The sequence below is a fragment of the Bradyrhizobium cytisi genome (genome assembly GCF_008123515.1).
Lineage (GTDB): Bacteria > Pseudomonadota > Alphaproteobacteria > Rhizobiales > Xanthobacteraceae > Bradyrhizobium > Bradyrhizobium cytisi.
The window spans coordinates 53,321-77,019 of sequence record NZ_VSSR01000013.1; the positions used below are offsets into that span (position 1 = coordinate 53,321).

The following is a 23,699-nucleotide window of genomic DNA, read 5'->3' on the forward strand; positions in this document are numbered from 1 at the left end:
CTTGCAATATCTAATGCCGAGTGCCTTCAGTCCTTTGTGGTCTACGATTTCCTTACCAGTCATGCGTCGTCTCCAAAGAATGGAGCCGTGCGCACGGCTGAGGTTATCGGCCGAGAGGGAAGTGTAGCCGGTCTACCGGAAGTAGCAATATGAACATGGCGTACTCATGCGCTGCACAATAGGGCCGGTACGCTAAAGCCCCAACTCTAGTTTCCATGTGGCAAGGGTTGCGAAGTGACCATTCGCCTAGGCTTCATGGGGCCTCGTCAATTGAGATGCAGTCGGATGTTGTTTGGCTTTCATCGACATGCGCTAGAAGGTATTTAGTACGGCAGAAGCGAATAGAGCTACGACGTCGCAGTGGATATCAACCGGCGCAACGTCCGCCTAGCACTTGTGCGGACTGCTTACCGCTGCACTAGCAGGAGTCGGCAACTTAGCGGCCGGTCGCCTCCGCATGTTGAGAGCTTTCACGTTGGTGACGCCCTGCTCAAAAACGATGCTTTCGGCATAGTCGTCCAGTTTGATAAAGCAGCCAATCTGTGCGGCCCAAGACTTCAGAGCCTTCGCACAAGTATCCTCCCAAGAGAGAACTTCGATCGCCCAGCCCCTGTCGTGAAGGCGCTGTAGGTCAGCGTGGAAACCGACGCCATCAGCATAACCACGGCCATCGCCAGTGAGAAGGACGGCTACCTGCGGCTGCGGTTCGTCGATAGCTGCGCGCAGCATTTGGACTTGCAGAGCTTGATCTACGGCCTGCTCTTTGCCGCTAGCAGCGCCTCTTTCGAATAGCTCGGGTCTGATTCCGGTCTTCTTTGCTAGTTGTTGCCAAACCGCCCAAACCTCTGGCGGAACCGAGCCAACACAATGTCCGCGCGCGAACTGACGACCTCCAATCGCGAGCTTCAGAAGGTTCTCAAAATCTATGCGAACGCCGCCTGTGCGCCGACCGAGTTTTTGTAGGGCTGCTTGCGCGCCAATATATATATTGGAATTGTCCCAAAACACATAAACCTTCGCCATGAAAATACCTCCGGAAATTCCGAGCGTTCTAAAAAAGTTAGGCGGCGAGGTTCAAAAATCCTCGCCCAAACATGTGCCTTTCAAAAGTGACTGCGATTTATGAAGCGCGAGGACCTGAGGAGATCCGGACTTCGTGGGTACCAAGCCACCCTGCGGGCCGCCGAGATTGATCCTGGATAGGAAACTTCCCGGCCTTCTCAACATGTCTATTGAACACTCCTTGAACAGCGTCGACACCCATGGTTTAAGGAACAACTAGTTGGTTGCGCCAACATAGGTGTCCATAGCGGAACTTGCAACCAGTAGACGGCTCCCAAGTCTTGGGATGATCCGGGCCCAGTTCGTGCCATCTTGTGATAACCAGAGAATGGCTGGTTTAGAAAGCGCCGCGGCTTCTTGCGATTACATGGCCGGCGAAGAGCTGAAGGCCAGAGAGGCGGCGTTCTCACCTTCGAAATATAGGGCTACCGCTTCGCGGAGTGCTTTTGCAGCTCCTCGACTGGATCGCCCCCCGGTACGCTATCCGCTAGCATAGCGAGCCCACAACGCCGTGTTGGCATGGCCTCTGTTCTGGGAAATTTGATGCGGCGCATGATATAATATTTCTGTGCTTTATCTACTACCCAAGTATTTATTCGTAGCGATTGAGCTCTTTAGTCTATCGGGCAGTCTCTTCGTAATCCTATGTTTTTTTGATGTTCTCTTTGGAGGTGACGACTTTGCAACGAGTGACGAAGCGATACGAGTAATTGCTGACGTAATAAAGAGAGCCGGGAAAGATCGTGGCGTGCTTCTCGATCTCGGTAGCTGCAGGGGTACATTTGGAATCTCTCTTCAAAAAATAATGCCAGATCTAAGCATTGTGTGTGTCGATAACAGCTTCATCAGAGTTGCCACCTCAATGTTCCGCAAACCTCTGTTCGCAAAGGGTCCAAAATTCCTGTACGGCGACCTTTTCAAAACGTCGATATCAAATGTAGATATCTTAAACGTTTATCTGCCGCAGGAAATGACCAAGACCTTGATCGATAAAATAAGGGCTGAAAGCCGAAGCACGACGATTGTGGTGATGTATAGAATTGAGCTTGAAGACCTTCCTTACAAAGAGCGGATTTATCTCGGACGACCGTCAGAAATCAGGAATCGGGTCACGGTATACGAATTTTGATTGTTTAGAAAAATTGTGAGCACATCAGTTCCAGTTTTATTTGCAGTCGCAGTGACCTTGTCTGAAGTTTCATCCAAGAGCACGTCAGACGAGGTCGCATTCAGGAAGACCCTTGTTCAAGGGCTCACACGACTACAAACGATGGAATGCAGGTGAGCGAACGAACAGTGGTGCGGGCAAAATACCGACCGCACCACTCTAGAAACTATCGTGAGACAGTTGCTGGTATCGTGCCGTTTCGGCAACAGTTACTAACCCTGTATCCAGCAAGCACTATGCAAAACAGCATCTATCCTTCGTAGTCGTCTCTTCGGCAATCCGGATAGTCAGGACCGTCCTTTTCGTGAGGTGCTTCATCGCATTGTTCACAATGGACAACATTCGGTGTGAGCCATTTCAGTCTAACACATCCACAGGACCAAGTTTTCACTGTCGCAGTTGCGTGACAATGGTGACACGACCAAGTCTCCTCATCCTCGACATAAGCCGACATTCGACTTCCTCCCACTATCCGAGTTTCGCAATTGAAACTGGGGGCGACGTGTCAACAACAAAATAGCATTGAGGGCTAGTCATTCATTGTTTCGAATTGTTTCGAGATCTGCATTCCGAGGGCCACTTCCGGATCAAACTTTGAGAGATTACGCCGTCAAGCGATCCAACAGATCTATCAGAAGTATTGCACAAGATTAGCTCTGCGCCTCGTAGTTCGCAAATGGAGGGAGATCGAGATAGTGAAGAAGCGCGATCTGTTTAAGATGAGTGATATTCTCGAATGTTTTCACGCCCATGGAAGCCTCCAAAAGAACCGAAAGGACATCTCCTCGGGGACGGCACCTGGCCGATCTTCTTGCAGTCCCGACAGGAGAATTTCCTCCAAACCGTCTCGATCATCTTCCACTGGCGTACCTCTTCGCCAGGCTTGCGTAGGCGACTGCTGCCGCAGCATCCACAAGCCGTAGGTCCTTCGATTACCACCCCTTCCCGGGAAAGGTATCGGCGGAGGTCTGGCGCCCGGCACGCTCGGGGTAAATCCCCGCGCTGTCGTCGTTTTCGGCCGCCGCCCGTTGCGCTGCAAGCTCGTCCTCAGTGACGTCGGTTTCCACCTCTTCGAACGTCAACGCTAACTGCTTGATCAGGCGTGACGAACGCTCCGACCGCTGCCAGTAGATCGCATGCCGTCGGAGCGGGGCCGCCTCTCGGCGGCCCCTGAGAGAGATTACCGCGTGCGCGTTTGTGGAGTCATGTGGGTGCGTAAATTCACTCCGCCCGCTGTGCGAGGAAGAGTGGAACTGGGGATGGCTCTATTGACCCATATATAAAATGTCGCACAAGATCTCTTTCCTGACGATCAGGGCCTAAACTAATCTGTAGCGCTGTCGACTGAAAGGGGCTCGCGCCCGCTCCTGAATGATACGAGCGATCTCCACCTCGGTTGAAGGCTCGTCAAATAAGGTCGGGTGCGGCATCTCGTATTCTGTCTTCGAAGAATGCTAGTAGCTTTCTCGGGGTGACTACTGGCTTAAGAAACTGAATCTCGGTGTCATGAACATCACCCAGATAAACAAGCTGTTCAAGAAATAAGCGCGCGTTAAAGGCGTCGCCGAATTTCGTCTCTGCATTCGCAATAATTTCCGCGAGCGTGGTGCGACCCTCGGAGAGGACATAATATAGGTCTACGTAATCCTTGTAGGAACCACGCCGGCCGATTGTGTAGGCCTTGGTTGCCGCGATTTCTCGAACTGAGAGCAAAGGCAGACCATCGAATATCTCGAAGGGATCCAGCACGGGAAAGGGATAGTGTAAAAAGGTAAGCTTTACTCCGTTCACGCTGACAGTCAGTTCATCCGAATTGTTGACCAACGGGATAGCTGGGAAGGGGAAAGCCCGCTCAACACGAGTAAACAGAGACGGGGGGATGGGCTCACCTCGAAATAGATCAAAGTCAATCGACACCCGATGTCCCATCTGGAGGGCTAAGGCAGTGCCGCCAGCTAGATAGAATGCGGGAAAGCGGGCAAGCACAGGAAAGAGGGCCGCGCCCTCGTTAGTGAGTACCTCTTGGTGCATAGTTGAAGCGCTCGATGCCGAAAACGAGCGAGGCCAAGTGACGAGAGAGTGGCTTGAGTTCCGTGGCCGGAATCGTACTGAGAGTTCGGCGAAGGCGGGCGCGTCCATAGTGCTTGAGCAGCCAGCGCCAATGTGTCAGCGAACCATAATTTATCGCCTGAACCACAATGGACTTTTCGTGCGCTGTTGGATCAATCTTTTCGAAATCGTACGACCAAAGGATTGGACGGAAGATCTCCGGTAAAGAGGTTTGCATACAGTTATTGTACCACGCGGATACATTCTACGCTGCAAGACGCCAACTGGGCGACCTTAGAGAATGACACGCGGGAGCGTCGTAGGTCCGCGGTATGTCGCGAAAAAAAAGGCCGCATCGCTAGTGATGCGGCCGGCTACTAATTAGAAATCGCGTGAGGTTTGTCTGGTGCGACGACTAACCAATCTTATTGACAGCCAAGCTAGACCAGCAGCTATGGCCGCAATCCTCGATAGAACTGAGACAGCCAGGATGGTCTCTCGGTCGGAATGATAAGCTAAAGTCGCCAGCGTGGCGGTGAAGACGCTCGACCACGCGACATACTCACAAACTTTTTGAACACGTAACATTAGAGGCTCCTTTGATCATCTGACGTGCCTCAAGTGATTTTGAGGGACGTGGTGAAGACCAAAGGGCGCCTTCGATAGAGTATCATAATACCGTAATTCAGTCAAGGGTTGTTCCGGCGTGGGAACCACCATTTTAAAGATACGTTTGTCGTCTTTTTCAGGAGCGCCAGATGAGCCAGCCGATGTCCGTTCAACCAGCTGGGCAACTGCCGCCACCGAAAACTCCAGGGATTTTGGCCGCTGCGATCATCGGCGCAGTCATGATTATCGGGGCGCTGCTGCTCAATGGTCGAGCGATCGAACAATATCTTTTTGGGTACGGCGATATTTATCGTTTTCTTTTGTACCACACTAAATGGCCGATAGAGGCTGTCCAGGGCGTCGCGCTGCTGATCTGGGGATCATACACCGTTGTCTTTACGGTGCTGTCCTACTCGGCCATTGGTCGAGTTCTTGTTGGACGACCAACACTGCGCGTTGCAACAATTGGCCTACTTGCGCTTGTGGCACAGGCACCACTCCTATTTCTAGAAGCAGCGTTGCACAAAAGCCCATCACCAATCACCGATCTTAGAGACCTTCAATGCTTCGACACCCGTACAAAGGGGCGGGTAACGGTTTGGTATTACAGAGATCAGGATGGCGCCATTACTCTCTTTGAAAACGGCTACGGTGGAACGTGGCGAGGGCAAGAGCTTCAGCCGGCAACACAACATATTTGCGACGCCGCTCAAGCGAAATGGAAAGCTAGTGACAGTGAAGCACAGCTAAGGGAGGCTGCGAGAAGGGCTGCTGCCGCGGAGATGGAGAAGAAGTTCGCTGCATTGGAGACGACGCATAACTTTGCAGATAACACCAGGGTGACCATGCACTGGAAGTCTGTCTTTCTGGTTTTTTCGCAGGAGTTCGATCTCGGCATCAAGCTCATTACCTTACGGACCATCCATCAGTCGGAAACCAAAAAGGGAAACTCCGAGCTTGTGCTAAATGTTTGCAATAATGGCGAGTGGAAGATTGTCGATCAAGATCTCCACATCTGGTATGTGCCAGACGACCAAAGCAGGACAGTTCGCTGGCAATATTCGCTTAAAGATTTTCCGAACGGAGGGTGTAATCGTTATTCGGCTCTTGCCGAAATAGACGACATCTCTAGCTTAACGTCGCTCAAGGGGACTCTCTACTTCTCCGATACGAGCGCAAAGCATCTAATCAGCACGTACATCGCTGACAAGCCGGCAGAGAGACCCGCGAACGTCGCTGGCGTGCCCCCCATAGGCCCGAGCGCCTCAATTCCGGCTAAGCAGCCATCGATGCCAGATCCGCTCACACCGTCATTCTTCCAGGAACCCATCACTTATCCCTACGAGCTTATGCCGGTTACGTCCCCCCTAGATGATCCCACTGAAATTGAAATAAGCTACGGTCGGACAATAACGCTTGGAGCGAATGAAACGTATCTGGCCGGGAGAACGCCAGAGCATTGGGGGATCAAAGCGATGGACGGCATGATTGCTATTACAAGAAGGTCCAACCAAAAACTTTACGTGGCCTCGGGAAAATGGGCAGAGCTTTACGACTTCGAGACGGTTGATTGCGTGACCTGTCCCGCTCGTTTTTATACCTTTCGGTCGGCATCGCCCAATGGCTCAACGCAATAAGGGGTAAGCATTCTCTTTTCACTAAACGATGCGCACTCGCCATTGCGTTCCTCGCTCTTGTTGCTACGGGCACGTCCCTGGCCGAGGACCACGGGCCGGCCGTTGCGAGAATCACCTCCATGTCATTGTCGGCAACCACGATTCTACATTGCGCTTTGCCCGCGTGTGGGCGCCGGTTGGAAAGGCGCTGGGTGAGCACACCGGCGCCTACTCGATGCGACTTTGCCGCTGGATGTGAAATGGTCCACCGGAAAAGGAGAGTCCATTCGATTGGTCGATTAGCGGTCCTACGTTGCCGGGAGAACATTCCGGAGACCCGCGAAGATTGCCATTGCATTCGCCCAAAAGTTGCTCGATCATTTCAAGCCACTTACTGAGGAGATTGCCTTTGGCAAATTCTGTTCAATCAGCCGCCAGCAGCGCTAATCATCGGAATTTTCGCTTCAATGCAGCGATTGCTCTAGTCGCTCTCTTATTTGTCGGGGTAATTGGATACTTTATCAAGAACAATCTGCAGATTATCAGCGTAAACGGCGCGGTCGCTGAAGCCTTTTACATTTTGCTCGTTGTCCTAGCTTTGGCCGCAGCGATTGTTCTGTTTGGGATATTGCAATCAACGGCTGCTCTCAGAGGAAAACATTTCGCTTATTATATTGAATTAGGAGGTCCCGCAGCTCTATTTTTCGCAGTCATTCTCTTGGGAATTTCGCAAGTGGGGGACAAGCCCAAGGATTTTGTCCTGACTGTTCGATTTGTGCCAGATAGCAACGACACCATCGCTCACGCATTCAAAGAAGAGAATGTTAGGAAGGCGAAGGTTCAACTCGCGTTCAATGGATATTTCTTCCCGGGAGAAGTTGATAGTGCAGGATATGTGAAGACAAATACGCTGGAATGGAAGCATAGATCCGATAAAGTTGATATTAGGTTGGAGTCCGACGTTTTTCAAATCAAGGATCGTTCCGAATTTTATTTGATCCCTGCAATATCAGAGCCGCAAATAGACCTGAAGGTTATTCCAATTCCTGTCGCCCGGATCGTCCCGGACAAGCCGATTGAGGCGGCGCCGATTGTCCCTCCCAAATCGCGAAATCTTGTGATCAATCCGAAGGTGTCGAGGATCACTTCGGGCGGGACATCAGACGGACACAGCCCATTTTGTCAGACACGCTTTGTGCAGGATTGTGTTACTCCGCAGAACGGCGGCAAGCTGGTATTGGGAAGCGGAAGTCTAACGAACCTTAGGCAGTCGGGACGCGGTGGCTGGACGGTCGAGGTAAACACACCCGAACAAATCTGCGTCAGATTGTGGGCCTCCACGGGGGCCTGTGAAACCGAGGTAAGCATTCAAGGTCAGGTGTCAGCGGTAGAAGAAAACTAATAAGACGGCGTCCTTAACATCATGCGTCGCACAATATCTGTTTCGCGACGCTATAAGCATTTCGTGGCTCAACAGAGCCATATTTTAATTTTGATCCGGCGAATTGTGCGGCGAACTTTCGTGATTTCCGGATCAAACTCGACTTTGAATCGGTGGACTATTGACAGCTTTGCAAATGTGTTGTGTCGCGCTGGTTTTTCTATTCAAAAGAATGAGCGAAACACCCGTGTGTAAGAATCTATAGAAATATATATGGGAAAGCTGCTGAGACGGAAAAACCGTTACGCTGCTTGATGAAATGGTTGCTTGGTGGCGAAATATTCCGGTCAAACCCCCCGTTCTCTCCGGTCAAACCCCCCAGTTACTCCGGTCAAACCCCCCACTATTCCGGCCAAACCCCCCACCTCTTGTTGTAGCGCTAGCGAGTAGTGCGTTCCTTCCACAGATCAAACGAGAGGACTTCGCCCGGGTAGCGGTCAATTGTCAGACGGGTACGCTCCAGCTCATAGAAAGTGTTTGAGAGAAAGCCCGTGCCTCCAACCGGCGGCCGTGCTTTTGCACGAGCTAGATCTTCGATCGTGGCCCTCTCATGAGCTGGGCGGCTCTCAAGTAGTTTCCCCGCGGCCGTCCGCAGGTATGCGGCGTAGTCGGATTTCAATTGTTCTTCCGCCTCTTGAACTAGTTTAGCCGACGCCTTGGCTTTCTCGGTCGCCCGACGATCGGAGGTTTGGAAATAACTGTTGAGGTACTGCTTGACGCCGCCAAGGGTTTGTAGGTCGAAGCGGGTCCTGCGAGCCTCCGATAATGCAAAGTCGAGAAAATCTTCCATCTGGCTCAGGGGAAGAGACCGAAGCAATTCTTTCGCAGTCTCTACGTCCCTGGATGAGACATAGGGAATGCCGTCACGCTTTTGACCCGTTCGCTTTTCAACGAATAGATAGGCGACCTGGTGGGGCTCCCCTATCGCCTGGCTCTCGTCATGAAAATTAAATTGGAAATCGCCCTGGTGGCGGCGGACATAGAACGTTTGATAGTCCGATGCGAACCGAGCTCCTGGCCGGAAAGCTATCACAAAACCTTCGCGCGTTTCCGCCGGGCTGATATCGTAAGATCGGAGAAAGCCGACCCTCACAAGTTGATCGAGATGACTGCCGAGCTGGTCACGGATAATGTCCGATCGATATTTAAGAACGGTGAGACCGCCCAACCATTCAAGACAAATGTCGTCGTAGCGCTTCTTGAAGGATACTCGGTTCAAATGCTTGCCGTCGAAAGGGATGGAGAAATGATAGAACAGCCTCATGTAAAATGCGGTCGCGACTGAACTAAGCTCCTGCATCAGCACGTGGTTGAGACAGGTGAAGTGCTTATCATTCAGGGATTGAATAATTGGATCGGCAATGACCACTGTGCAGGCAGTAATCGGGTCCGTCGCCGAGTTGCGGCGCTCAATCAGCACTTCATTAAAGATGCTGAAGTCGTGTTCGACGAACCGATCCTCTTTCTTGAACTGCGCTATAACGTGCGTGTATCGGATCTGTCGCAGCGCTCGGATCAATTCCTCGCTATCGCGGCCTCCCCATATTTTTCGTCCAGCTAATCTCATGAGTTCGCGCTGAGAGAATGATATTTGCTTTTGAGCTGGAGATCCGAAGCGCGACTGTTTTCGTATAACGGCCATCGCGACTTTGTGTGCGAATGGACCGGGTTGTGCGTACTCGGGATCGAGCCGCACGGTGATGTGTTTTTCAGCGACACCCCGATTGATTTCAATGTTACGAGTCCGGCTGCGAGCACGTTTCGGATCGTGACAGAACAAGACACCGAAAACACGAAGCAAAGTATTTTCGAGATATATCGCTTCCGTCTCAATTGTTCGCTGGTTGTCGGTCGCTTGTGTGGTTTCCATCGTGTCATCAAATTATGACACGGAAACAAGTTGAAGCAGACCGAGGCTGTGGACTGTTAGCGGGACTGATCGGAACGAATTTCTGAGGCGTCCGGTCGATCTTTGAAGTTTTCCAACAAAGGTGTAAATAGCTTTTGTAGTCCGGCAACTAAGTGATTTGTTTCGCGAGCGCGCTCCGTCCCTTCCGCAATTTGTTTATCCTTTACGTCGATTTGCGCGCGCAAGAATGCATTCTCTCGTTCAAGAGCTGCGACATAGCGTGGGTCTTCTGGCGCAGTTGTCGCGACTGGTCGTGGCATGTCGGTGGTTGTCGTGGATTGTTGTTGCGGCACTTCGGCCTTATTTTCTGCGGCGACAGTTGTCGATACTTGTCGTAGCTCGTCGGCCTCTGTCGACCCCTCTTGTCGCTGCATGTCGCCCTTGTTTTCCAGAACAGTTTCTGTCGCGACAGGGCGCGGCAAGTCGCGACTGGTCGCTGCCATTACCTCCTTTAGGTATGCAATGTGCTTCTCGACTGATGCGCGTGTTATAAGATACTTTTCGCCAAATTCTGTTTCGATACGACGCGACGAAAGGTGTTGTTTTGCGCAGTATCGCTGAATGCTTCGGGGAGTGCGGGGGATGCCGGCTGCTGCATAGAGGGCGAGAGCGTCTTCAATCGTTAGAGTAAATTCGCTGTCGTCGTTGGTCGCGGCCTGTCGCGACATGTCGATGGTTTCCATGGGTTGATGATAACGCGGGGCACGCGTGACCGAGCCGGTTATCCCCATGCCGTTAGTAACGCGGAGCCAACGGCATCCTCATTATTTGCTTAGCGAGCTGATGGAGTTGTTGGGAGTCTACGGTCTCGCATTCCCAAACAGTAAAGACCTTCCAGCCAGTGGCCTGCAATGTCGCAGCATGTCGCGCGTCGCGCTCGCGGTTGCCCGCGATTTTCGGATTCCAGTAGGCCTGGTTTGATTTCACCTTGCGAGTCCCGTCGATGCACTTGGGGCATCCGTGCCAAAAGCAACCATGCACAAAAAGCACCGTCCGACGGCCGGGGAATACTAGGTCGGGCTTACCTGGGAGATCACGGCGATGAAGTCGAAAGCGCAAGCCGTGTGCATGCAGAAACTTACGCACAACAAGCTCGGGAGTTGTGTCCCGGCTAGGTATGCGAGCCATATTTCTGCTGCGTGCTTCAGGGGTTAGATGATCCATCGTGATTCAATGACTCGATTCTTGCGCCCGAAAGAGTAATCATAGGTTGCGGCTGGATTGCGATTCGGACGGTGGAAGCGGGGGCAGTGCAGGTTGGCCAAAGATACACCATTTGGGCAGGGGACGCGCATGCGCGTCCTGGAAGAATATTTCGCGGGAGCTGGCGAGGTAAACGAAGCCAACGCGTGGGAGCATATTTACCGGTGCCTACTTTGGATGAACGTCGGCGCCGGACTTGCTCACATTTACGATTCTAACCACATGCAATCTGGTGGTGTCTTCCATGCTCGTGCGGTGCGCTTTACGGAGCTGCTTTGTAAGCGCTGGAACATTTCTCAAAAGGAACTTCCTGCACGCATCGATATCCTCTTCAAAGGTTGCGTTGCCGAACTCAAACGCCGCGAAGAAGAGGACGGGGAGATCGATAGCGAAACGGAATCAGAACTTATCTCCGCAATCCAAGCGCAACTGCGCGGCGAAGGTATCAAGGACGATCGTGCGCTTGTACTCGCGCGCATGATCGAGGTGCAGAGCCGCGATTTCTTCACGCTGGGTAATAAAAGGAAGAATGCGCTCGGTGAAGGCTTTGAAGATCTGTTGCTGATTCTCTTGCAGCGCGTGTCACAAATTCCGTTGGAAAAATTGCCGCTTCGCACGCCAGTGTCTGGTTTGCCCGGCTTCAGGCGTGCGCCTCCGCGGAACAAGGGTGATCCACGCAAGCGCGAACCGCATCCGGATATTGCCATTGTTGAGGGCGACGTAACGCACGTTATCGCAACCGCGAAGTGGTCGATGCGTCAGGATCGCGAAACTCAATTTCAGTCGGAATACAATTCATTCCAAATGAACAAGACTCAAACAACAGAACTGACGTACGCGTTGATTACGAATGAGTTCGATATTGCCCGTTTGAAGAATGTCGTAAACGCGGAGCCGGGCCGCGACCGTGGCGGGTACATTTTCCACAACGTGTACCACATCTGTCTCCCGTTGCTGCGCGAAACGCACGGGGATCGGTTCAAAGAAATCGAGCCGTGGGTTGGTACAGGCAAACTGCGTTCGCTCGATAGTTTTTTGGTCGAGATGCGCGGCCGTTTTGGCAAACAATAACTAAAGCGCCAATGCCAGCTGCTTCGCCTTGTCCGCATGTGCGAGAATGGCAGCGAGAGTTTCGCCGATCGCTTTGGCAAAAAGTGGTGGTACTGCGTTTCCAACTTGCCTGTACCTGCTGTGCCGGTCACCCGCAAGAAAATGATATGTATCGTCAAAGGAATGAAGACGCGCAAACTCGCGCACGGTGAGTGCCCGAGGCTTTCCGTAGTGGAACACGCAGTCAGCCTTCGTGTTTAGGGTCCAGCTGAAATGCTGTGGGTATAGCTTCCGGTACGCAAAGAAATACTTTCGGCTGAGCGTATCGCGTCCAAGCTCGGGTCCCCATTTCTTTTCCGACAGATACCGTAAGGCTAGGTGCTCGGGGAGGTCACGAAAGTTGCCCCCTTGGGGAATGGAGCGCAGCCGAAGCACGGTGTCCTCTCGGATAGAGGGCACATCGGCATTGAAGAGTGCATTCGATCCGGCACGGCGTGCCTTTTGATACGCGGAGAGTGCCTTGGACTGATATTCGATAGCTTCGTTTGAAGGTTTCCGTACGAGCTTCTTGTTCGGAGTAAGCCAATCCAAATCACCAATCGCTTGCTCTACTGTAACTAGCTGGGAATTGCTGGGGTCAAGGAGCTTCGCTAAAGACCGGACTGTCTCAGAAGATTTGCCGTGACGATACTTCCAACGTTCGCCACTCGGCCGGCGCTCCAAATAGGGAAGCGACCCGAGAAACTGACTTTCAGGAAAATGCGGTGCAAGCTCCAAGTCTCGGCGAACGCCGATAAAGAGAATGCGTAGCCGGCTCTGCGGTACGCCGAACCCCGCGGCATCAAGCACGCGGCACTCAACGCGATACTCATTATCGATCGCGAGATCTTCAAGGATCTGGGCGCGCACGGCTCCGCCGCCGAGATTTTCAAGGCCCGGAACGTTTTCCATGACGAACGTGCGCGGCCGTAATGTCCGGATCACCGACACGTAGTGGCGGTACAGCTTGTTGCGTGGATCGTTGATGAGGCGATTATGATTGCGAACCTGCGAGAACCCCTGACAGGGCGGCCCGCCGATCACAGCATCAAGCTCGATGCCCTCGACGGCATCGAATAGCTCTTCTTTGACGCTTCGCTCAGATATGTCGCCAAGCACAAATCTCGTGCCGTGCTTCTGGTGGTTGTGGAGATACGTAGCGCCGGCTGATGGGTCGATGTCCGTAGCCGCGATCGTACGGAAACCAGCCTGGCGAAAGCCTTCGGAAAGGCCGCCCGCGCCCGCAAACAAGTCGAGACAGCGAAATCCTCGCGGCGGGTTCTTGTGTTTCGAGGTCTGCGGCATCACTGCTGTTTCCGATCCTGCGGAGCAATATCTAACGTGAGCTGCAGGCCCTTGCTTTCGTCTTCGATGAGGCGATCAACTGAGTACCGGATCAACCACGCGACCGAGACCTTCCGCCGCTCTGCCATAAGACGGAGCAGGCGGCCTTGCTCGGCCGTCAGGGTCGCTGTTGTCCGTGGATTCTTGCTCATCCTCGTCGCACATCAGAGTGCATCACTTTGCAGCGCCATGATGCACAGACTGCCGGCCGAATCAAAACAATCCATGAACTTCCGCACAATGTTCTTGTTTTGTTCTAATTTCAAGTGGAAAATGGGCGCGGCATTGCCCCCGATCCGAACGGAATAGTGATATCCAAACGTCGCGCCCGGAGATCGAGCGCCTGGTCAGTTCGGAAGAAAAAGCGAGTTAGCCTGGTGGCAAAAGAACCCGAGATGTTGTCCAGCGAGGACGAAGAATTTGGAAGTTCCGAGGAGAACGGGGACCAGCCTGCTTGGTTTACCGATGACGGCTCCGAGGATATCGACGCAAGCTTCAAAGAATACGACATCACCTCGTCGCCGAACGACTTTAACATCCGGACGATAGTCGATTTTATCGAAGCGGGTCCCTTTCGAATCCCTGGGTTCCAGCGAAATTACGTTTGGGATCGCAAGCGCGCGTCAAAACTGATTGAGTCGGTGCTTATCGGGTTGCCGGTCCCGCAGATCTTTCTTTACGAGGAAGATCGAAATCAGTTCCTGGTTATCGACGGCCAGCAGCGCCTTATGTCTATCTATTATTTTGTAAAGGGTCGCTTCCCACGACGAGCACAGCGTCCGCTCATTCGCCGAATTGTGGCTGAGAAGGGGTTTCTTCCAAAAGAGATTTTGGCGGACGATGCCTATTTTCAGAAGTTCAATCTTTACCTCCCGGGCGTTGCCGGCGGACAACGGTCGCGCTTCTATGGAAAGAACTTCGAAACCCTTGGTGAAGACCAAACCACGTTCAATCTGAGGACCATTCGCAACGTCATAATTAAGCAGAATGCTCCCAAGGAGGAGCGCGACACATCGATATTCGAGATTTTCAATCGGCTGAATACCGGTGGTGTGAACCTCCGTCCCCAAGAAATTCGAGGAAGCCTGTACCACTCAACGTTCATGGACCGGTTGAACAAGCTAAACATAGAGCCTGTCTGGCGTAATCTCATTGGGCAAGAAGAGCCTGATTTACATGCGAAAGATACCGAGATTTTGCTGAGAGCAATCGGGCTCACCGTGGATGGTGAAAATTATGCCGAGCCGATCGGTCAGTTCTTGAATACGTTTGCCAAAAAGGCGCGAGCGTTAGACGTTACACAGCTCGACTATTTAGAGAAATTGTTCGGAGCGTTTCTGGAGCGCGTACAAGGCGTATCAGTGGATGGCTTCAGAGTTGAGCGATCAGGACGATTCAGCATTGCGATGTTTGAGGCCGTTTTTCGCGCAGCGTGCACGGATGCATTCAAGAAAAAATCACTGGATGTTTGGCCGCTAACCGACGCGGCACTTGCAAAACTTAAGTCAGACAAAAAATTCATCGAGGCCACAAAAGAAGGTATCGGTAGGGCAACGCATGTGGCAGACCGCTATGCGCGCGCCCGCGAGCTGCTTGCTGCCAAGTAGGCTGGGTAGCGATGGCAACGGATATTGAAACCTTCTACGCATCCCACAAGGCTGTCGTAGATTTTCTGATAGCCAACCAGCAGCCATCATTCGCAAGTGATACGAATAACAATTTTCGCCGATCGCTGATTTTAGCGATCGCGAGTTCATTTGAGCACGAGATCACGGGGATTGTTGCGCAGATACCTCACGTCCATGCGCAGGGTAATCCGATCATGGTCGGCTTGATCGAGCAGAGGGTGATTCCGCGGCAGTACCACACCTATTTTGATTGGGATAAAAAGAACGCGAACAAGTTCTTTGCGATGTTTGGTGTCGAGTACGCCGACCTTGCGAAGGCGCGAGTCACGGCGGATGCTGGCCTCGATCAAGCAGTCAAGGATTTCCTAGCACTCGGAGATACACGAAACAGGCTCGTTCACCTTGACTACGTGAACTTCGATATTGAGAAGTCGCCGGACGACATTATTGCCATGTATCGTTCTGCACAGAGCTTCATTGTGTTCTTGCGGGATACTCTTCTGAGGATGCCTGAGAGGTCGTTAGAAGCTGAGCCCGTTGGTAATTAGTCGTTCGTGAAGAACGTCCCTGAGCACCGTTTTACGCAAGGTGTGGTTGCGATAGGTGGCGACAGAGTATCCATAACAGGCCGCATAAAAGTTCGGTGAGCCAGCGGCGGAGCAGGCTGAAGTTGTAGCCGGCGGCGGCGAGCACGGCGTTGGTGCGGTCGCCGTCGCGACCCTTGAGATGGTTACGGCGCATTCGGTGGTCGTCCTTGAGATGGCCGATCACAGGCTCGACGGCGGCGCGACGCCGCATCTCGCGGCGGATGGCTTTGGTGACACGGCGAACCTGGCCGCTGATCCAGACCTTGAACCGGTCGGGATAGTTGTGGCCGCGGTAGCCCTTGTCGCCGTGGATGCGGCGCGCTGCAACACCAGTGAGCTTTTCGAGGTCGGCGATGACGGGACCGAGCGTGTGGCCGTCATAGGGATTGCCGTGCAGGGCCTTGGCATGCAGTACGAACTGCCCGCCTTTGGGCGCGGTGGCAGGCGTGGCAATCGAGACTTTGCAGCCAAATTCGTAAGGTGCTCGGGCCTTGCCTTTGCCGATGCACTCCACCTCGGGGGCGTGCAACGAGTAGACCTTGGGACCGCGCTGACGCTGCTCTTGATGGCGAACCCGGTGGGCAAGATCGAGCAGCGGACCAAAGCGATCCTCAAGCGCAGGGTCGCCCTCGATCTTGCGTCTGATGTCACGGATGATGCGGCCAAGCCGGGTGCGCAGGAATTTGAGCTCTCGCCGGGCACGCTTGAACTGTAAGCGCGAATTTCCCTGCACCTTTTGCTTTTGAGTGCTCTGATGCATGAGGTGTCCACCAAAATAGGTGGACACCTTGTGATGGCAGACGAAGATCAGAAACTGCGGGTCAGGCTTGTTGGTCGGAACGGTCGCCGGCGCTACGAGGCAGCATCGAAGGAGCGTCTTGTCGCGAGTTGTCTTGAGCCTGGCGTTTCGGTATCGAGACTTGCGCTCGAACACGGGGTCAACGCGAACCTGCTTCGGAAATGGATCAAGAAGCACACCGCGACCAGGTCTCTGCCGCGGTCTTCCCCATCGGCGTTCATCCCGGTTCAACTTGAGGGGGCTTCCGATCGCGCCCTGTCGCGGGGGAGCAGCGTGGCGATGGTGGGTTTGCCGGCGGCTTGCGATGAAGTGCGCGGGTCGGAACCCAAGGGGACTACAGCTTTTTGTTCTCCGGCCAAAGTGAGCGCGTCGCTGCCGAACGGCGTGAAGCTCGCGCTGGAATGCGGCGATGTGGATGCATTGACTGCGATCATCGGAGCCCTGGCCCATGTTCAGACTGGGCGGTGACCTGCAGGTCTATCTGCACCGTGAGCCGATCGACTTCCGGGCTGGCATCAACAGCCTTGCGGTTCTGGTCCAGGAGACGATGGCGCTCGATCCGTTCGCTCCGGCGGTTTTTGCGTTCTGCAATCGCCGTTGCGACCGGATGAAGTTGCTGTTCTTCGACCGGTCCGGCTTTGTGCTGGTCCTGAAGCGGCTGACCGAGGACAAGTTCCGATGGCCGCGCCGCCAGGAGGCGGTCGTCACGCTGACGACCGAGCAATTGCACTGGATACTTGACGGCATCGATATCGATGCGATGGTCCGCCATCCGGTGCGGCAATATCAGGTTGCCGGCTGAGCTCTCGAGTTGAGCGGTTGACGCGCCGGTACGGTTCAGATTCAAGAATCCGATGAATCGAACCGGCGAACCGAGTGTCGAAGCGCTGTTGGCGCGCATTGCTGCGCTGCAGGTGGAGAATCGTCAGCTCACGGAGCGCGTCGTCAGGCTCGAGGAAGAACTGGCGCTGGCACGCCTGCATCGTTTTGCGCCGCGCAGCGAAAAGCACGTCGACCGTCTGTTCAATGAAGCCGAGCAGGCCGCCGATGAGGATGATGCCGGCAGCGAAACGGACAATATCGCCGAACTTCCGGACACGGGCTTGCCACCCGTCGAAAGCACAACGGGAAAGAAGCGCGGCCGCAGACCGCTGCCGGCGAACCTGCCGCGTGAGCGGGTCGAGTATGACCTGCCCGACGATCAGAAGGCGTGTCCTTGCTGCCGTGGCCAGATGCATCGCATGGGCGAGACTGTCACCGAGCAACTTCATCTCGAGGTGAAGGCGAAGGTTTTACAGAATGTGCGCTTCAAATATGGGTGCCGCCATTGCGATCGCACCGGGATCAATGCCCCTGTCGTGACCGCGCCGATGCCGACGCAGCCCTTGCCGGGCAGCGTTGCCACGGCCTCAACGCTGGCGTTCGCGCTGGTTCACAAATATGTCGATGGCACGCCGCTCTACCGTCTGGCGCAGGCCTTCGAACGCGCAGGTGTTCCGGTCAGCCGCGGCGCTTTGGGTCACTGGGTGATCGGCTCGAGCGAGAAGCATCTGCATCGCATCTCAGACGCCCTGAAGCTGCGGCTCAGATTGCAACCTCTCATCCATGGCGACGAGACGACGGTTCAGGTCCTCAAGGAGAAGGACAAAAAAGCCACCAGCACATCGTACATGTGGGCTTATCGCAGCGGCCAGGGCAGTCACGAGCCCATCGTTCTTCTGGATTATCAACCGGGCCGCGGCCAGATCCACCCGCAGGCGTTCCTCGGCGATTACCGTGGCATCGTGATGAGTGACGGCTATACCGCATGGCGCACGCTGGAAGGGGCCACCCACATTGGATGCATGGCCCACTCCCGACGGCGCTTTGTCGATGCCCTCAAGGCGAGGAAGAAGGGCGGCGGCCCGCCAGAGCAGGCGCTGCGGTTCTTCGAACAGCTTTACCGGGTTGAAAGGCAGGCGCGGGACGAAAAACCAGACAGAGGCGAAACGCCAGATCAATGCATTCGCCGCTTCCGCCAGCAACACAGCATTCCCGTCCTGAACGCCCTCAAGGAATGGCTCGATCAAATCGCCCCGAAGGTCTTGCCCGACAGCAAGCTTGGCGATGCCGTATCCTACACTCTGAACCAATGGGAATATCTGACGCGCTACACGCAAGACGGCAGGATGCCGATCGACAACAATCTCCTGGAGCGCGATATCAGAATCTTTGCCACTGGCAGAAAGAGCTGGCTGTTCAGCGACACCGTCGAGGGAGCCAGGGCCAGTGCCGTCGTCTACAGTCTGATGCTGACCTGCCGCGCCTCACGCGTCGAGCCGTTAGCCTGGTTGCGCCACGTGCTCACCGAATTGCCTCAGCGCGCCGACGACGCCGATATTACCGACCTGCTGCCCTTCAACTTCCCCAAAACCGCCGCTGCCTGAACGGGTCAGATGCCGCCCTCGATACGAAGGCCATCCGTCAAGAGCGCGGGCGTCACCGTGCGGAGAAAATCGCGCTTACCTTGAACTGGTGGGCATGCGTGTAGCGTCCCACCATGATGGCGGCGCGCCTGGCCACGCGCAGATAGCTTTGGCGCAGTTCGACGCTCTCGCGTTTGGCCAAACCGACCAGCTTCTCGATCGCCCGGTGCATGAGCCGCGCATCGCTCGGATGCGCGATCGCCTTCTCCTGTACGGTGGTATCCACAACGACCCGCTCGAGATCTTTGGTCTCGATTGCCCCAGTTCGATGCGCCACCGAGAGGCTTTCTTGCAACAGCGCGGCGATCTGCTCCTCACCCAGCCGCTGGCGCCAGCGGGTCAGCGACGAGCGATCGAATGGCAAGTCGTGCCGGAACACCACCTCGCCGCAGAAATACTGAAAATACGGGTTCTCGACCCACCTGTCGCACAGCGCCTCGTCAGAGAGATTGTGCATGTGCTTGAGGATGAATAGTCCGGCTACCAATCGTGTCGGCAACGGTGGCTGCCCCGGCCCGAGGCGACAGACCGAACTGAAGCGTCCCGCCAGGAAGTCCCAATCGATCTCCGCCGCCAGACGCACCAACGGATGGCGAAGGTTGATGATCTTCTCCAGAGATGGACGAAACAGATCGTCCTGACGATCGTCGCGCGGATGGCTCATGGGTTCTCCCCAACAGCGAATCTCGCCGTCAAAGGAATCACGAAGCCGCCCAATCCGGAATCCAAAAACGCAAGAAAACCAGGACCTACCCACGGCTTTCTTGCAAAATCGAATACTTGCTCGCGTCAAATCACTGCGACAGATCAATCGCTTCCGAATTCTTCACGGGCGACTAATTAGCGAGGCTGCTAAAACGCACAATCGGGAAGTAACCTCGATCAAGTCGCGCTCCAGGACCTTTAGCAGCTAGTCAGGTTCGCCGGCATAACGGGATTCTTTAGCTACGACCCTTGTTTGGTTCAGTGACAATTGCGAGCTGACGGCCGAATTCGACTATGACGTAGTTGGAGCCTTCTGTGTGGCATCCAGGAGCACGAACCTCGAACCCGATCAGGTAGTCGTTGGGCCTATTTATCATATTCAGTGGCACGATTATTCCCAGCGCAGGCATCAGCGTCGGTTGTTCCTTGAAAATCGGCATGGACTTGTTCGGGTAAAATCTCAGGCGGTACGGAACAACCTGATGACCATTAAACCTGGTGACACCGAGCTTTTCGTATTCGGTGGTCAATACAGTGAGCCCGGCATCGATAAAGATAATCGAGACCGCGTACATTGCGGGGGCATTTGACCTGTTCGAGATTACAGGGGTCATTCCGACGGGGCCATGGTCTTCCGCGTTTGGCGTGTGTTGCAGCGCCTGTTGCTTCTTCATCTTATCGAAGAAGAACTCAATGGTAAGATCCGGGTTCGTGGCTCGACGAAACATGTCGCGGACTTCATAGTGCTCCATGATGAGCCGATTGAAGTTGTGCCGGCGGTAGTACCGGCCATCGACCTGATGCGGATCTCCGTTGGATGGTGGAATATCGATCGCAACCGCTATTCGCCCGTTTGAGAGGGGGATGTGGCGAGGCTTCACCGAAGTCAGGAGAGGGGTGACGTGTTGCTGGAGGACTTGTTCAAACCAAATTTCTGGATATTCACGAGGATCGAGACCAGCATCCAGTCCATCCGGCTCGTGGTCTTTGTTCTCTTTCATGCCATAGATGATCTGCCCACCATCCGCATTTGCGAATGCAGAGATGTCCCGCGCCATTTCCAGCTTGCGAGGCTCGCTTCGCTTATCGATGGAATCTGACGCCTTGTACTCAATGTGTAGGCTCTCTTTCACGATGCCTGTGTGGAGAGCGATTAGCTCAGCTTCTGTGTTGAGGGTAAGCATGATCGCCTCGTGAATTGAAAGGTTTGCCAATAACATCATTCCCGTCAGCGTTGTACCGTCTTTTCCCTGTAGAATCCCGTTGAATTGGTGGATTGGCGTGGTTAAATCGCGTCTCATCGCGTTTGGGGGAAGTGCATGTGGCGCGTGGCGATAATATTTTGTCTATCGACCGTGGGGGCTGCTGCTGACGAGTTACCCAGAAACCTCCTGTTGAAGTGCGAAGGCAAGCTGACGATCATAATTAATCCGCCGACCGTGGAATCGCTGACGCCGCGGAATTTCGATACTACGTTGAGTCTCAGGGACGGGGAGTTAACGGACACAGGATCAGCGTTTTTGAACACCGGGAACTGCGAGCTGAAAAACGGCGTCGTCGTTTGCTCCGGGAAAGCTGTCTATGCAAGCACGGTCGATAGCGGAAGTGAGAGCAGGGTAATGAAGTCGTACATCAATCGGGAGACCGGCGAGTACAACTTCTTCATGGAGACGACGCGGTACGCTGGCCGGAACGCAACCGGCAAAAAATCAGAAGGAATGAAATATATGCGTAACGGCATATGCCGTTCGATAAGCAAGCCGGTATTCTGAAGGTAAGATGGAGCCGAAGCGGGCAGGCTCGTCGAACTCATTCAGACATTCTGCATTTACCCATGCACTGGTGACGAAATTCGGTAATCCCATGCGGTTCTTCCCATCTGCGCGGGAGTGGGAACAGCTACAGTCAACGTCCATCGTCGCCCATGCAGGTTCGTCGAACATCATGGCCGATTCTTTCATTCACTCGTCAGCGCAACTATCGAACGGTCCCTTGAAAGCGTATTTTACCGCCGTCGTCGAGAATATGCCACGATCTGTTATTCGAGCGTCGTTAAGATCAAACAGTGCGACGTTATAGCCGCGCGGATCAAATTGACTCGTGTATGCAATCCCATCGTAGCCATTGATGCGTAAAAACTCAGCGAGAATTTGCGTCGCGGCATAGTCAGCCCGATCTTCGACTCTTATCACTGGCTCCCCAAACGCGCGGTCGATTGTAGCCCACACCGTTTCGTCGATTTCGTCGTCGGGCGGTTCGAAGAGCCCAACAAGCGGGCCAACTTGTTTGTTGCAGTCAATGAGTCGAACATCGCGGACCAGTTTCAACGTTGCGACGGATAGCTGTGCGGAGAGACCCGGACGCATTTCCGACATTGCAGCATCGCGGGTTGATGCCGCGTACAGACACGGAATTCCTTTGGGGTTGATGCGGCCCTCGTGCGCTCTATCACCGAGTGGCTTCATGCGGTCTACTGAATACGGTATCGGTGCGTCGGCACCGAGTTCTGTTGGTCGCCAGTCGTGACCTAGCTGTGCTCTAAAGAGCACTTCATTTGTTTTCAAAACAGAAATTCGACTTGAGCAGCTATCTAGAACTGAAATTAAAAACTGCTCGGTGGCATCGGCGCGGAAATATCTCCGATCAAATGTCTCGCGCTTGAAGTATTCGAAATCTAAATGTGATCTGAAAAACTGTTTTGCCAAGGTGGATGCTCCCGCAATCGTATCTATAACATTCTCAAGCTGCGAGTGATGCGGGAGCGTCGATGCAAACGCTCTGCACGAACGCTTCCCACCTTTCCATCGCATCCCGCATTTCGGGCAGGTACGTGTAGAGATCGTAGGTCTCTTCCATCTCAGTGCGAGATGAGACGTGGTTGACCAGGCGCTCGGCGATGTCCGGACGGACACCTAGTCGGCCGAGGCCGCTCCGGAACGTCCTGCGGAGATCGTGCAACGTCCAGGGCGCAATGTTGGTGATCTTGTCGAGCGCCTTCTTACATTTGCTCCAACCGCTGAAAGGTCGGTCTCCCTCAAGCACCGGCCCGCGAGCGGGGAAGAGCAGGGGACCATCACCATTTTCCTGAACCTTCTTATGCATAATTGCCGAGGCCATCGGACCCACGGGGAAAGTATGCACCAGGTTGTTTTTTGTTAGTTCGCCGGGCAGCGTCACAGTTTGCTGGTTGTGGGAGTAGTAGATTTTAGCCAGGGCTCCGGTTTCGCCTCGGCGCTGGCCCATCAAAATCAACAGGCGAACAATTTCAGGAAAATCTCCCGCCATTTGGAAGGAGGCAAACCAAACCTTTTTCAGTTCCTCGTCAGTCAAGATACGTTTGCGGCGTTTGGGTTTTGCCAGCTGTATGCCGTCCAGGGGATTGACGGTGATGTACTGTCGTCGTTTGGCCCACCGGAAGAAGGTGCGGGACACGGCTTGGGCGTGGTGCAGTTCGCTCGGGGTATCTACCAGTTTGTCGGTAATAGCGGAGAGCATGTGGGTGTTGATGCCGGTCATCCGCTTGTTCTTCAGAACGGGCAGGTAGTGCGTCTCCAAGATGTGCGTATAGCCCCGCTGGGTGCTGGCCTTCTTCAAGGCAATGTGGACCTTTTTGAACGTCTCGTAGGCTTCTTCAAATGATACCCGGCCGGTCGGCGCCTGAGCGGTCGCAAGGAGCTTCTTGGCCTCTGCACGAGCCTCTTGGAGGGTCATCGATGGGTAATGGCCAAGGCTAATAAGCTGGCGGTCGGTTCCGCGCATGACAATCCACGTGCGGCGTTTCTTGCCGACGCGGATGCCAAACGCGGGTGTCGTCAGGTCAAAATATTTCCCTGGCGCTAGCGATCGGACAGTTAGATCGGTGAACTTCGTTTTCAAAATTTGTCTCTTTTTGTCTCCCAGACATGGCCTGCTGCCACGTTCCGGCGAGTAAGAGACTAGCCGCTAACTAGCTGAAAATACACAAGAACATGGCAAACGTGTTCGCCATGTGCCGCCATGTTTGGCTGCAAAATATGTTTACAAAA

The 23,699-nt window shown here is 54.0% G+C and carries 21 protein-coding genes and 3 pseudogenes; 10 read left to right on the top strand and 14 right to left on the bottom strand.

Features of this window, described 5'->3' with window-relative positions:
• Nucleotides 1-387 precede the first annotated feature (387 nt).
• A complete protein-coding gene (locus FXB38_RS07455; RefSeq protein WP_148750223.1) occupies nucleotides 388-1,023 on the bottom strand; it encodes an NYN domain-containing protein in 636 nt (211 codons plus the stop codon).
• 787 nt (nucleotides 1,024-1,810) lie between these two features.
• Between FXB38_RS07455 and FXB38_RS07460 the strand changes: the two genes are divergently transcribed.
• Entirely contained in the window at nucleotides 1,811-2,191 is a 381-nt protein-coding gene (locus FXB38_RS07460) for a hypothetical protein (RefSeq protein WP_148750225.1), read from the top strand.
• A gap of 825 nt (nucleotides 2,192-3,016) precedes the next feature.
• Here the strand turns inward: FXB38_RS07460 and FXB38_RS43650 are convergent.
• The 3 genes and pseudogenes from FXB38_RS43650 to FXB38_RS45025 all read right to left on the bottom strand — a co-directional run.
• Nucleotides 3,017-3,372, bottom strand: a pseudogene (locus FXB38_RS43650) (IS66 family transposase); the annotation flags it as partial.
• A 265-nt stretch (nucleotides 3,373-3,637) separates the two neighbouring features.
• Nucleotides 3,638-4,261 carry a nucleotidyl transferase AbiEii/AbiGii toxin family protein gene (locus FXB38_RS07465; protein ID WP_187434730.1) on the bottom strand — a complete coding sequence of 208 codons (624 nt, stop codon included), beginning with the start codon at nucleotides 4,259-4,261 and terminating at the stop codon, nucleotides 3,638-3,640.
• Nucleotides 4,239-4,517, bottom strand: a complete 279-nt coding sequence (locus FXB38_RS45025) for a DUF6922 domain-containing protein (protein WP_430640162.1) — start codon at nucleotides 4,515-4,517, stop codon at nucleotides 4,239-4,241. The genes FXB38_RS07465 and FXB38_RS45025 overlap by 23 nt, the downstream gene beginning before the upstream one ends.
• Before the next feature lie 520 nt (nucleotides 4,518-5,037).
• Between FXB38_RS45025 and FXB38_RS07470 the strand changes: the two genes are divergently transcribed.
• Nucleotides 5,038-6,525 carry a hypothetical protein gene (locus FXB38_RS07470; RefSeq protein WP_148750229.1) on the top strand — a complete coding sequence of 496 codons (1,488 nt, stop codon included), beginning with the start codon at nucleotides 5,038-5,040 and terminating at the stop codon, nucleotides 6,523-6,525.
• 388 nt (nucleotides 6,526-6,913) lie between these two features.
• A complete protein-coding gene (locus FXB38_RS07475; protein WP_148750231.1) occupies nucleotides 6,914-7,906 on the top strand; it encodes a hypothetical protein in 993 nt (330 codons plus the stop codon).
• A gap of 418 nt (nucleotides 7,907-8,324) precedes the next feature.
• Here the strand turns inward: FXB38_RS07475 and FXB38_RS07480 are convergent, their stop codons facing one another.
• From FXB38_RS07480 to FXB38_RS07490, 3 genes are read right to left on the bottom strand one after another with little or no spacing between them, the layout of a single operon-like run.
• Complete coding sequence (locus FXB38_RS07480; RefSeq protein WP_148750233.1) at nucleotides 8,325-9,815, bottom strand: replication initiator protein A; 1,491 nt, start codon at nucleotides 9,813-9,815, stop codon at nucleotides 8,325-8,327.
• Nucleotides 9,816-9,871: 56 nt separating this feature from the next.
• The gene (locus FXB38_RS07485; RefSeq protein WP_148750235.1) at nucleotides 9,872-10,537 is read right to left on the bottom strand and encodes a hypothetical protein; all 666 of its coding nucleotides are present in this window, start codon (nucleotides 10,535-10,537) and stop codon (nucleotides 9,872-9,874) included.
• A gap of 52 nt (nucleotides 10,538-10,589) precedes the next feature.
• On the bottom strand, nucleotides 10,590-11,018 hold the full coding sequence (locus FXB38_RS07490) for a very short patch repair endonuclease (protein ID WP_148750237.1): 429 nt from the start codon (nucleotides 11,016-11,018) through the stop codon (nucleotides 10,590-10,592).
• 129 nt (nucleotides 11,019-11,147) lie between these two features.
• Between FXB38_RS07490 and FXB38_RS07495 the strand changes: the two genes are divergently transcribed.
• Entirely contained in the window at nucleotides 11,148-12,128 is a 981-nt protein-coding gene (locus FXB38_RS07495) for a hypothetical protein (protein WP_148750239.1), read from the top strand.
• Here FXB38_RS07495 and FXB38_RS07500 read toward each other — a convergent pair whose 3' ends face one another.
• Together FXB38_RS07500 and FXB38_RS07505 are read right to left on the bottom strand one after the other, a co-directional pair.
• Nucleotides 12,129-13,451: a DNA cytosine methyltransferase gene (locus tag FXB38_RS07500; RefSeq protein WP_148750241.1), complete on the bottom strand. Its 1,323-nt coding sequence runs from the start codon at nucleotides 13,449-13,451 to the stop codon at nucleotides 12,129-12,131.
• On the bottom strand, nucleotides 13,451-13,642 hold the full coding sequence (locus FXB38_RS07505) for a CopG family transcriptional regulator (RefSeq protein ID WP_148750244.1): 192 nt from the start codon (nucleotides 13,640-13,642) through the stop codon (nucleotides 13,451-13,453). Before FXB38_RS07505 ends, FXB38_RS07500 begins: the two co-directional genes overlap by 1 nt.
• Nucleotides 13,643-13,867: 225 nt before the next feature.
• Here FXB38_RS07505 and FXB38_RS07510 point away from each other — a divergent pair, with 225 nt between their 5' ends.
• The gene (locus FXB38_RS07510) at nucleotides 13,868-15,097 is read left to right on the top strand and encodes a DUF262 domain-containing protein (protein WP_246229730.1); all 1,230 of its coding nucleotides are present in this window, start codon (nucleotides 13,868-13,870) and stop codon (nucleotides 15,095-15,097) included.
• Nucleotides 15,098-15,108: 11 nt separating this feature from the next.
• Nucleotides 15,109-15,666, top strand: a complete 558-nt coding sequence (locus FXB38_RS07515) for a HEPN domain-containing protein (RefSeq protein WP_148750246.1) — start codon at nucleotides 15,109-15,111, stop codon at nucleotides 15,664-15,666.
• A 31-nt stretch (nucleotides 15,667-15,697) separates the two neighbouring features.
• On the opposite strand, the pseudogene FXB38_RS07520 reads toward FXB38_RS07515, so the two are convergent.
• Nucleotides 15,698-16,417, bottom strand: a pseudogene (locus FXB38_RS07520) (transposase); the annotation flags it as partial.
• 81 nt (nucleotides 16,418-16,498) lie between these two features.
• Here FXB38_RS07520 and tnpA point away from each other — a divergent pair.
• Genes tnpA through tnpC form a run of 3 tightly spaced genes read left to right on the top strand, consistent with a single transcriptional unit; the run spans nucleotide 16,499 to nucleotide 18,930 of the window.
• A complete protein-coding gene (gene tnpA, locus FXB38_RS07525; RefSeq protein ID WP_187434731.1) occupies nucleotides 16,499-16,972 on the top strand; it encodes an IS66-like element accessory protein TnpA in 474 nt (157 codons plus the stop codon).
• Nucleotides 16,953-17,306, top strand: a complete 354-nt coding sequence (gene tnpB, locus FXB38_RS07530; protein ID WP_148750250.1) for an IS66 family insertion sequence element accessory protein TnpB — start codon at nucleotides 16,953-16,955, stop codon at nucleotides 17,304-17,306. The genes tnpA and tnpB overlap by 20 nt, the downstream gene beginning before the upstream one ends.
• A 52-nt stretch (nucleotides 17,307-17,358) precedes the next feature.
• Entirely contained in the window at nucleotides 17,359-18,930 is a 1,572-nt protein-coding gene (gene tnpC, locus FXB38_RS07535; protein WP_148750252.1) for an IS66 family transposase, read from the top strand.
• 79 nt (nucleotides 18,931-19,009) lie between these two features.
• Here the strand turns inward: tnpC and FXB38_RS07540 are convergent.
• Together FXB38_RS07540 and FXB38_RS07545 are read right to left on the bottom strand one after the other, a co-directional pair.
• Nucleotides 19,010-19,633 (bottom strand): annotated as a pseudogene (locus FXB38_RS07540) (transposase); the annotation flags it as partial.
• A 277-nt stretch (nucleotides 19,634-19,910) separates the two neighbouring features.
• Nucleotides 19,911-20,858, bottom strand: coding sequence for an AlbA family DNA-binding domain-containing protein (locus tag FXB38_RS07545; RefSeq protein ID WP_187434732.1), 948 nt, complete (start codon nucleotides 20,856-20,858; stop codon nucleotides 19,911-19,913).
• 135 nt (nucleotides 20,859-20,993) lie between these two features.
• Between FXB38_RS07545 and FXB38_RS07550 the strand changes: the two genes are divergently transcribed.
• Entirely contained in the window at nucleotides 20,994-21,446 is a 453-nt protein-coding gene (locus FXB38_RS07550; RefSeq protein WP_148750256.1) for a hypothetical protein, read from the top strand.
• A 189-nt stretch (nucleotides 21,447-21,635) separates the two neighbouring features.
• Here FXB38_RS07550 and FXB38_RS07555 read toward each other — a convergent pair whose 3' ends face one another.
• On the bottom strand, nucleotides 21,636-22,379 hold the full coding sequence (locus FXB38_RS07555; RefSeq protein WP_187434733.1) for an RES family NAD+ phosphorylase: 744 nt from the start codon (nucleotides 22,377-22,379) through the stop codon (nucleotides 21,636-21,638).
• Between the two features lie 34 nt (nucleotides 22,380-22,413).
• A complete protein-coding gene (locus tag FXB38_RS07560) occupies nucleotides 22,414-23,550 on the bottom strand; it encodes a tyrosine-type recombinase/integrase (RefSeq protein ID WP_187434734.1) in 1,137 nt (378 codons plus the stop codon).
• Between the last annotated feature and the right edge of the window lie 149 nt (nucleotides 23,551-23,699).

What these genes read in the sequence shown, in the direction of transcription:
- FXB38_RS07485 (WP_148750235.1), bottom strand. Translation starts at nt 10,537, where the DNA reads ATGGAAACCATCGACATGTCGCGACAGGCCGCGACCAACGACGACAGC.
- FXB38_RS07480 (WP_148750233.1), bottom strand. Translation starts at nt 9,815, where the DNA reads ATGGAAACCACACAAGCGACCGACAACCAGCGAACAATTGAGACGGAA.
- FXB38_RS07500 (WP_148750241.1), bottom strand. Translation starts at nt 13,451, where the DNA reads ATGCCGCAGACCTCGAAACACAAGAACCCGCCGCGAGGATTTCGCTGT.
- tnpC (WP_148750252.1), top strand. Translation starts at nt 17,359, where the DNA reads ATGAATCGAACCGGCGAACCGAGTGTCGAAGCGCTGTTGGCGCGCATT.
- tnpB (WP_148750250.1), top strand. Translation starts at nt 16,953, where the DNA reads ATGTTCAGACTGGGCGGTGACCTGCAGGTCTATCTGCACCGTGAGCCG.
- FXB38_RS07495 (WP_148750239.1), top strand. Translation starts at nt 11,148, where the DNA reads ATGCGCGTCCTGGAAGAATATTTCGCGGGAGCTGGCGAGGTAAACGAA.
- FXB38_RS07455 (WP_148750223.1), bottom strand. Translation starts at nt 1,023, where the DNA reads ATGGCGAAGGTTTATGTGTTTTGGGACAATTCCAATATATATATTGGC.
- FXB38_RS45025 (WP_430640162.1), bottom strand. Translation starts at nt 4,517, where the DNA reads ATGCAAACCTCTTTACCGGAGATCTTCCGTCCAATCCTTTGGTCGTAC.
- FXB38_RS07545 (WP_187434732.1), bottom strand. Translation starts at nt 20,858, where the DNA reads ATGCTTACCCTCAACACAGAAGCTGAGCTAATCGCTCTCCACACAGGC.
- FXB38_RS07465 (WP_187434730.1), bottom strand. Translation starts at nt 4,261, where the DNA reads ATGCACCAAGAGGTACTCACTAACGAGGGCGCGGCCCTCTTTCCTGTG.
- FXB38_RS07470 (WP_148750229.1), top strand. Translation starts at nt 5,038, where the DNA reads ATGAGCCAGCCGATGTCCGTTCAACCAGCTGGGCAACTGCCGCCACCG.
- FXB38_RS07515 (WP_148750246.1), top strand. Translation starts at nt 15,109, where the DNA reads ATGGCAACGGATATTGAAACCTTCTACGCATCCCACAAGGCTGTCGTA.
- FXB38_RS07505 (WP_148750244.1), bottom strand. Translation starts at nt 13,642, where the DNA reads ATGAGCAAGAATCCACGGACAACAGCGACCCTGACGGCCGAGCAAGGC.
- FXB38_RS07550 (WP_148750256.1), top strand. Translation starts at nt 20,994, where the DNA reads ATGTGGCGCGTGGCGATAATATTTTGTCTATCGACCGTGGGGGCTGCT.
- FXB38_RS07490 (WP_148750237.1), bottom strand. Translation starts at nt 11,018, where the DNA reads ATGGATCATCTAACCCCTGAAGCACGCAGCAGAAATATGGCTCGCATA.
- tnpA (WP_187434731.1), top strand. Translation starts at nt 16,499, where the DNA reads ATGGCAGACGAAGATCAGAAACTGCGGGTCAGGCTTGTTGGTCGGAAC.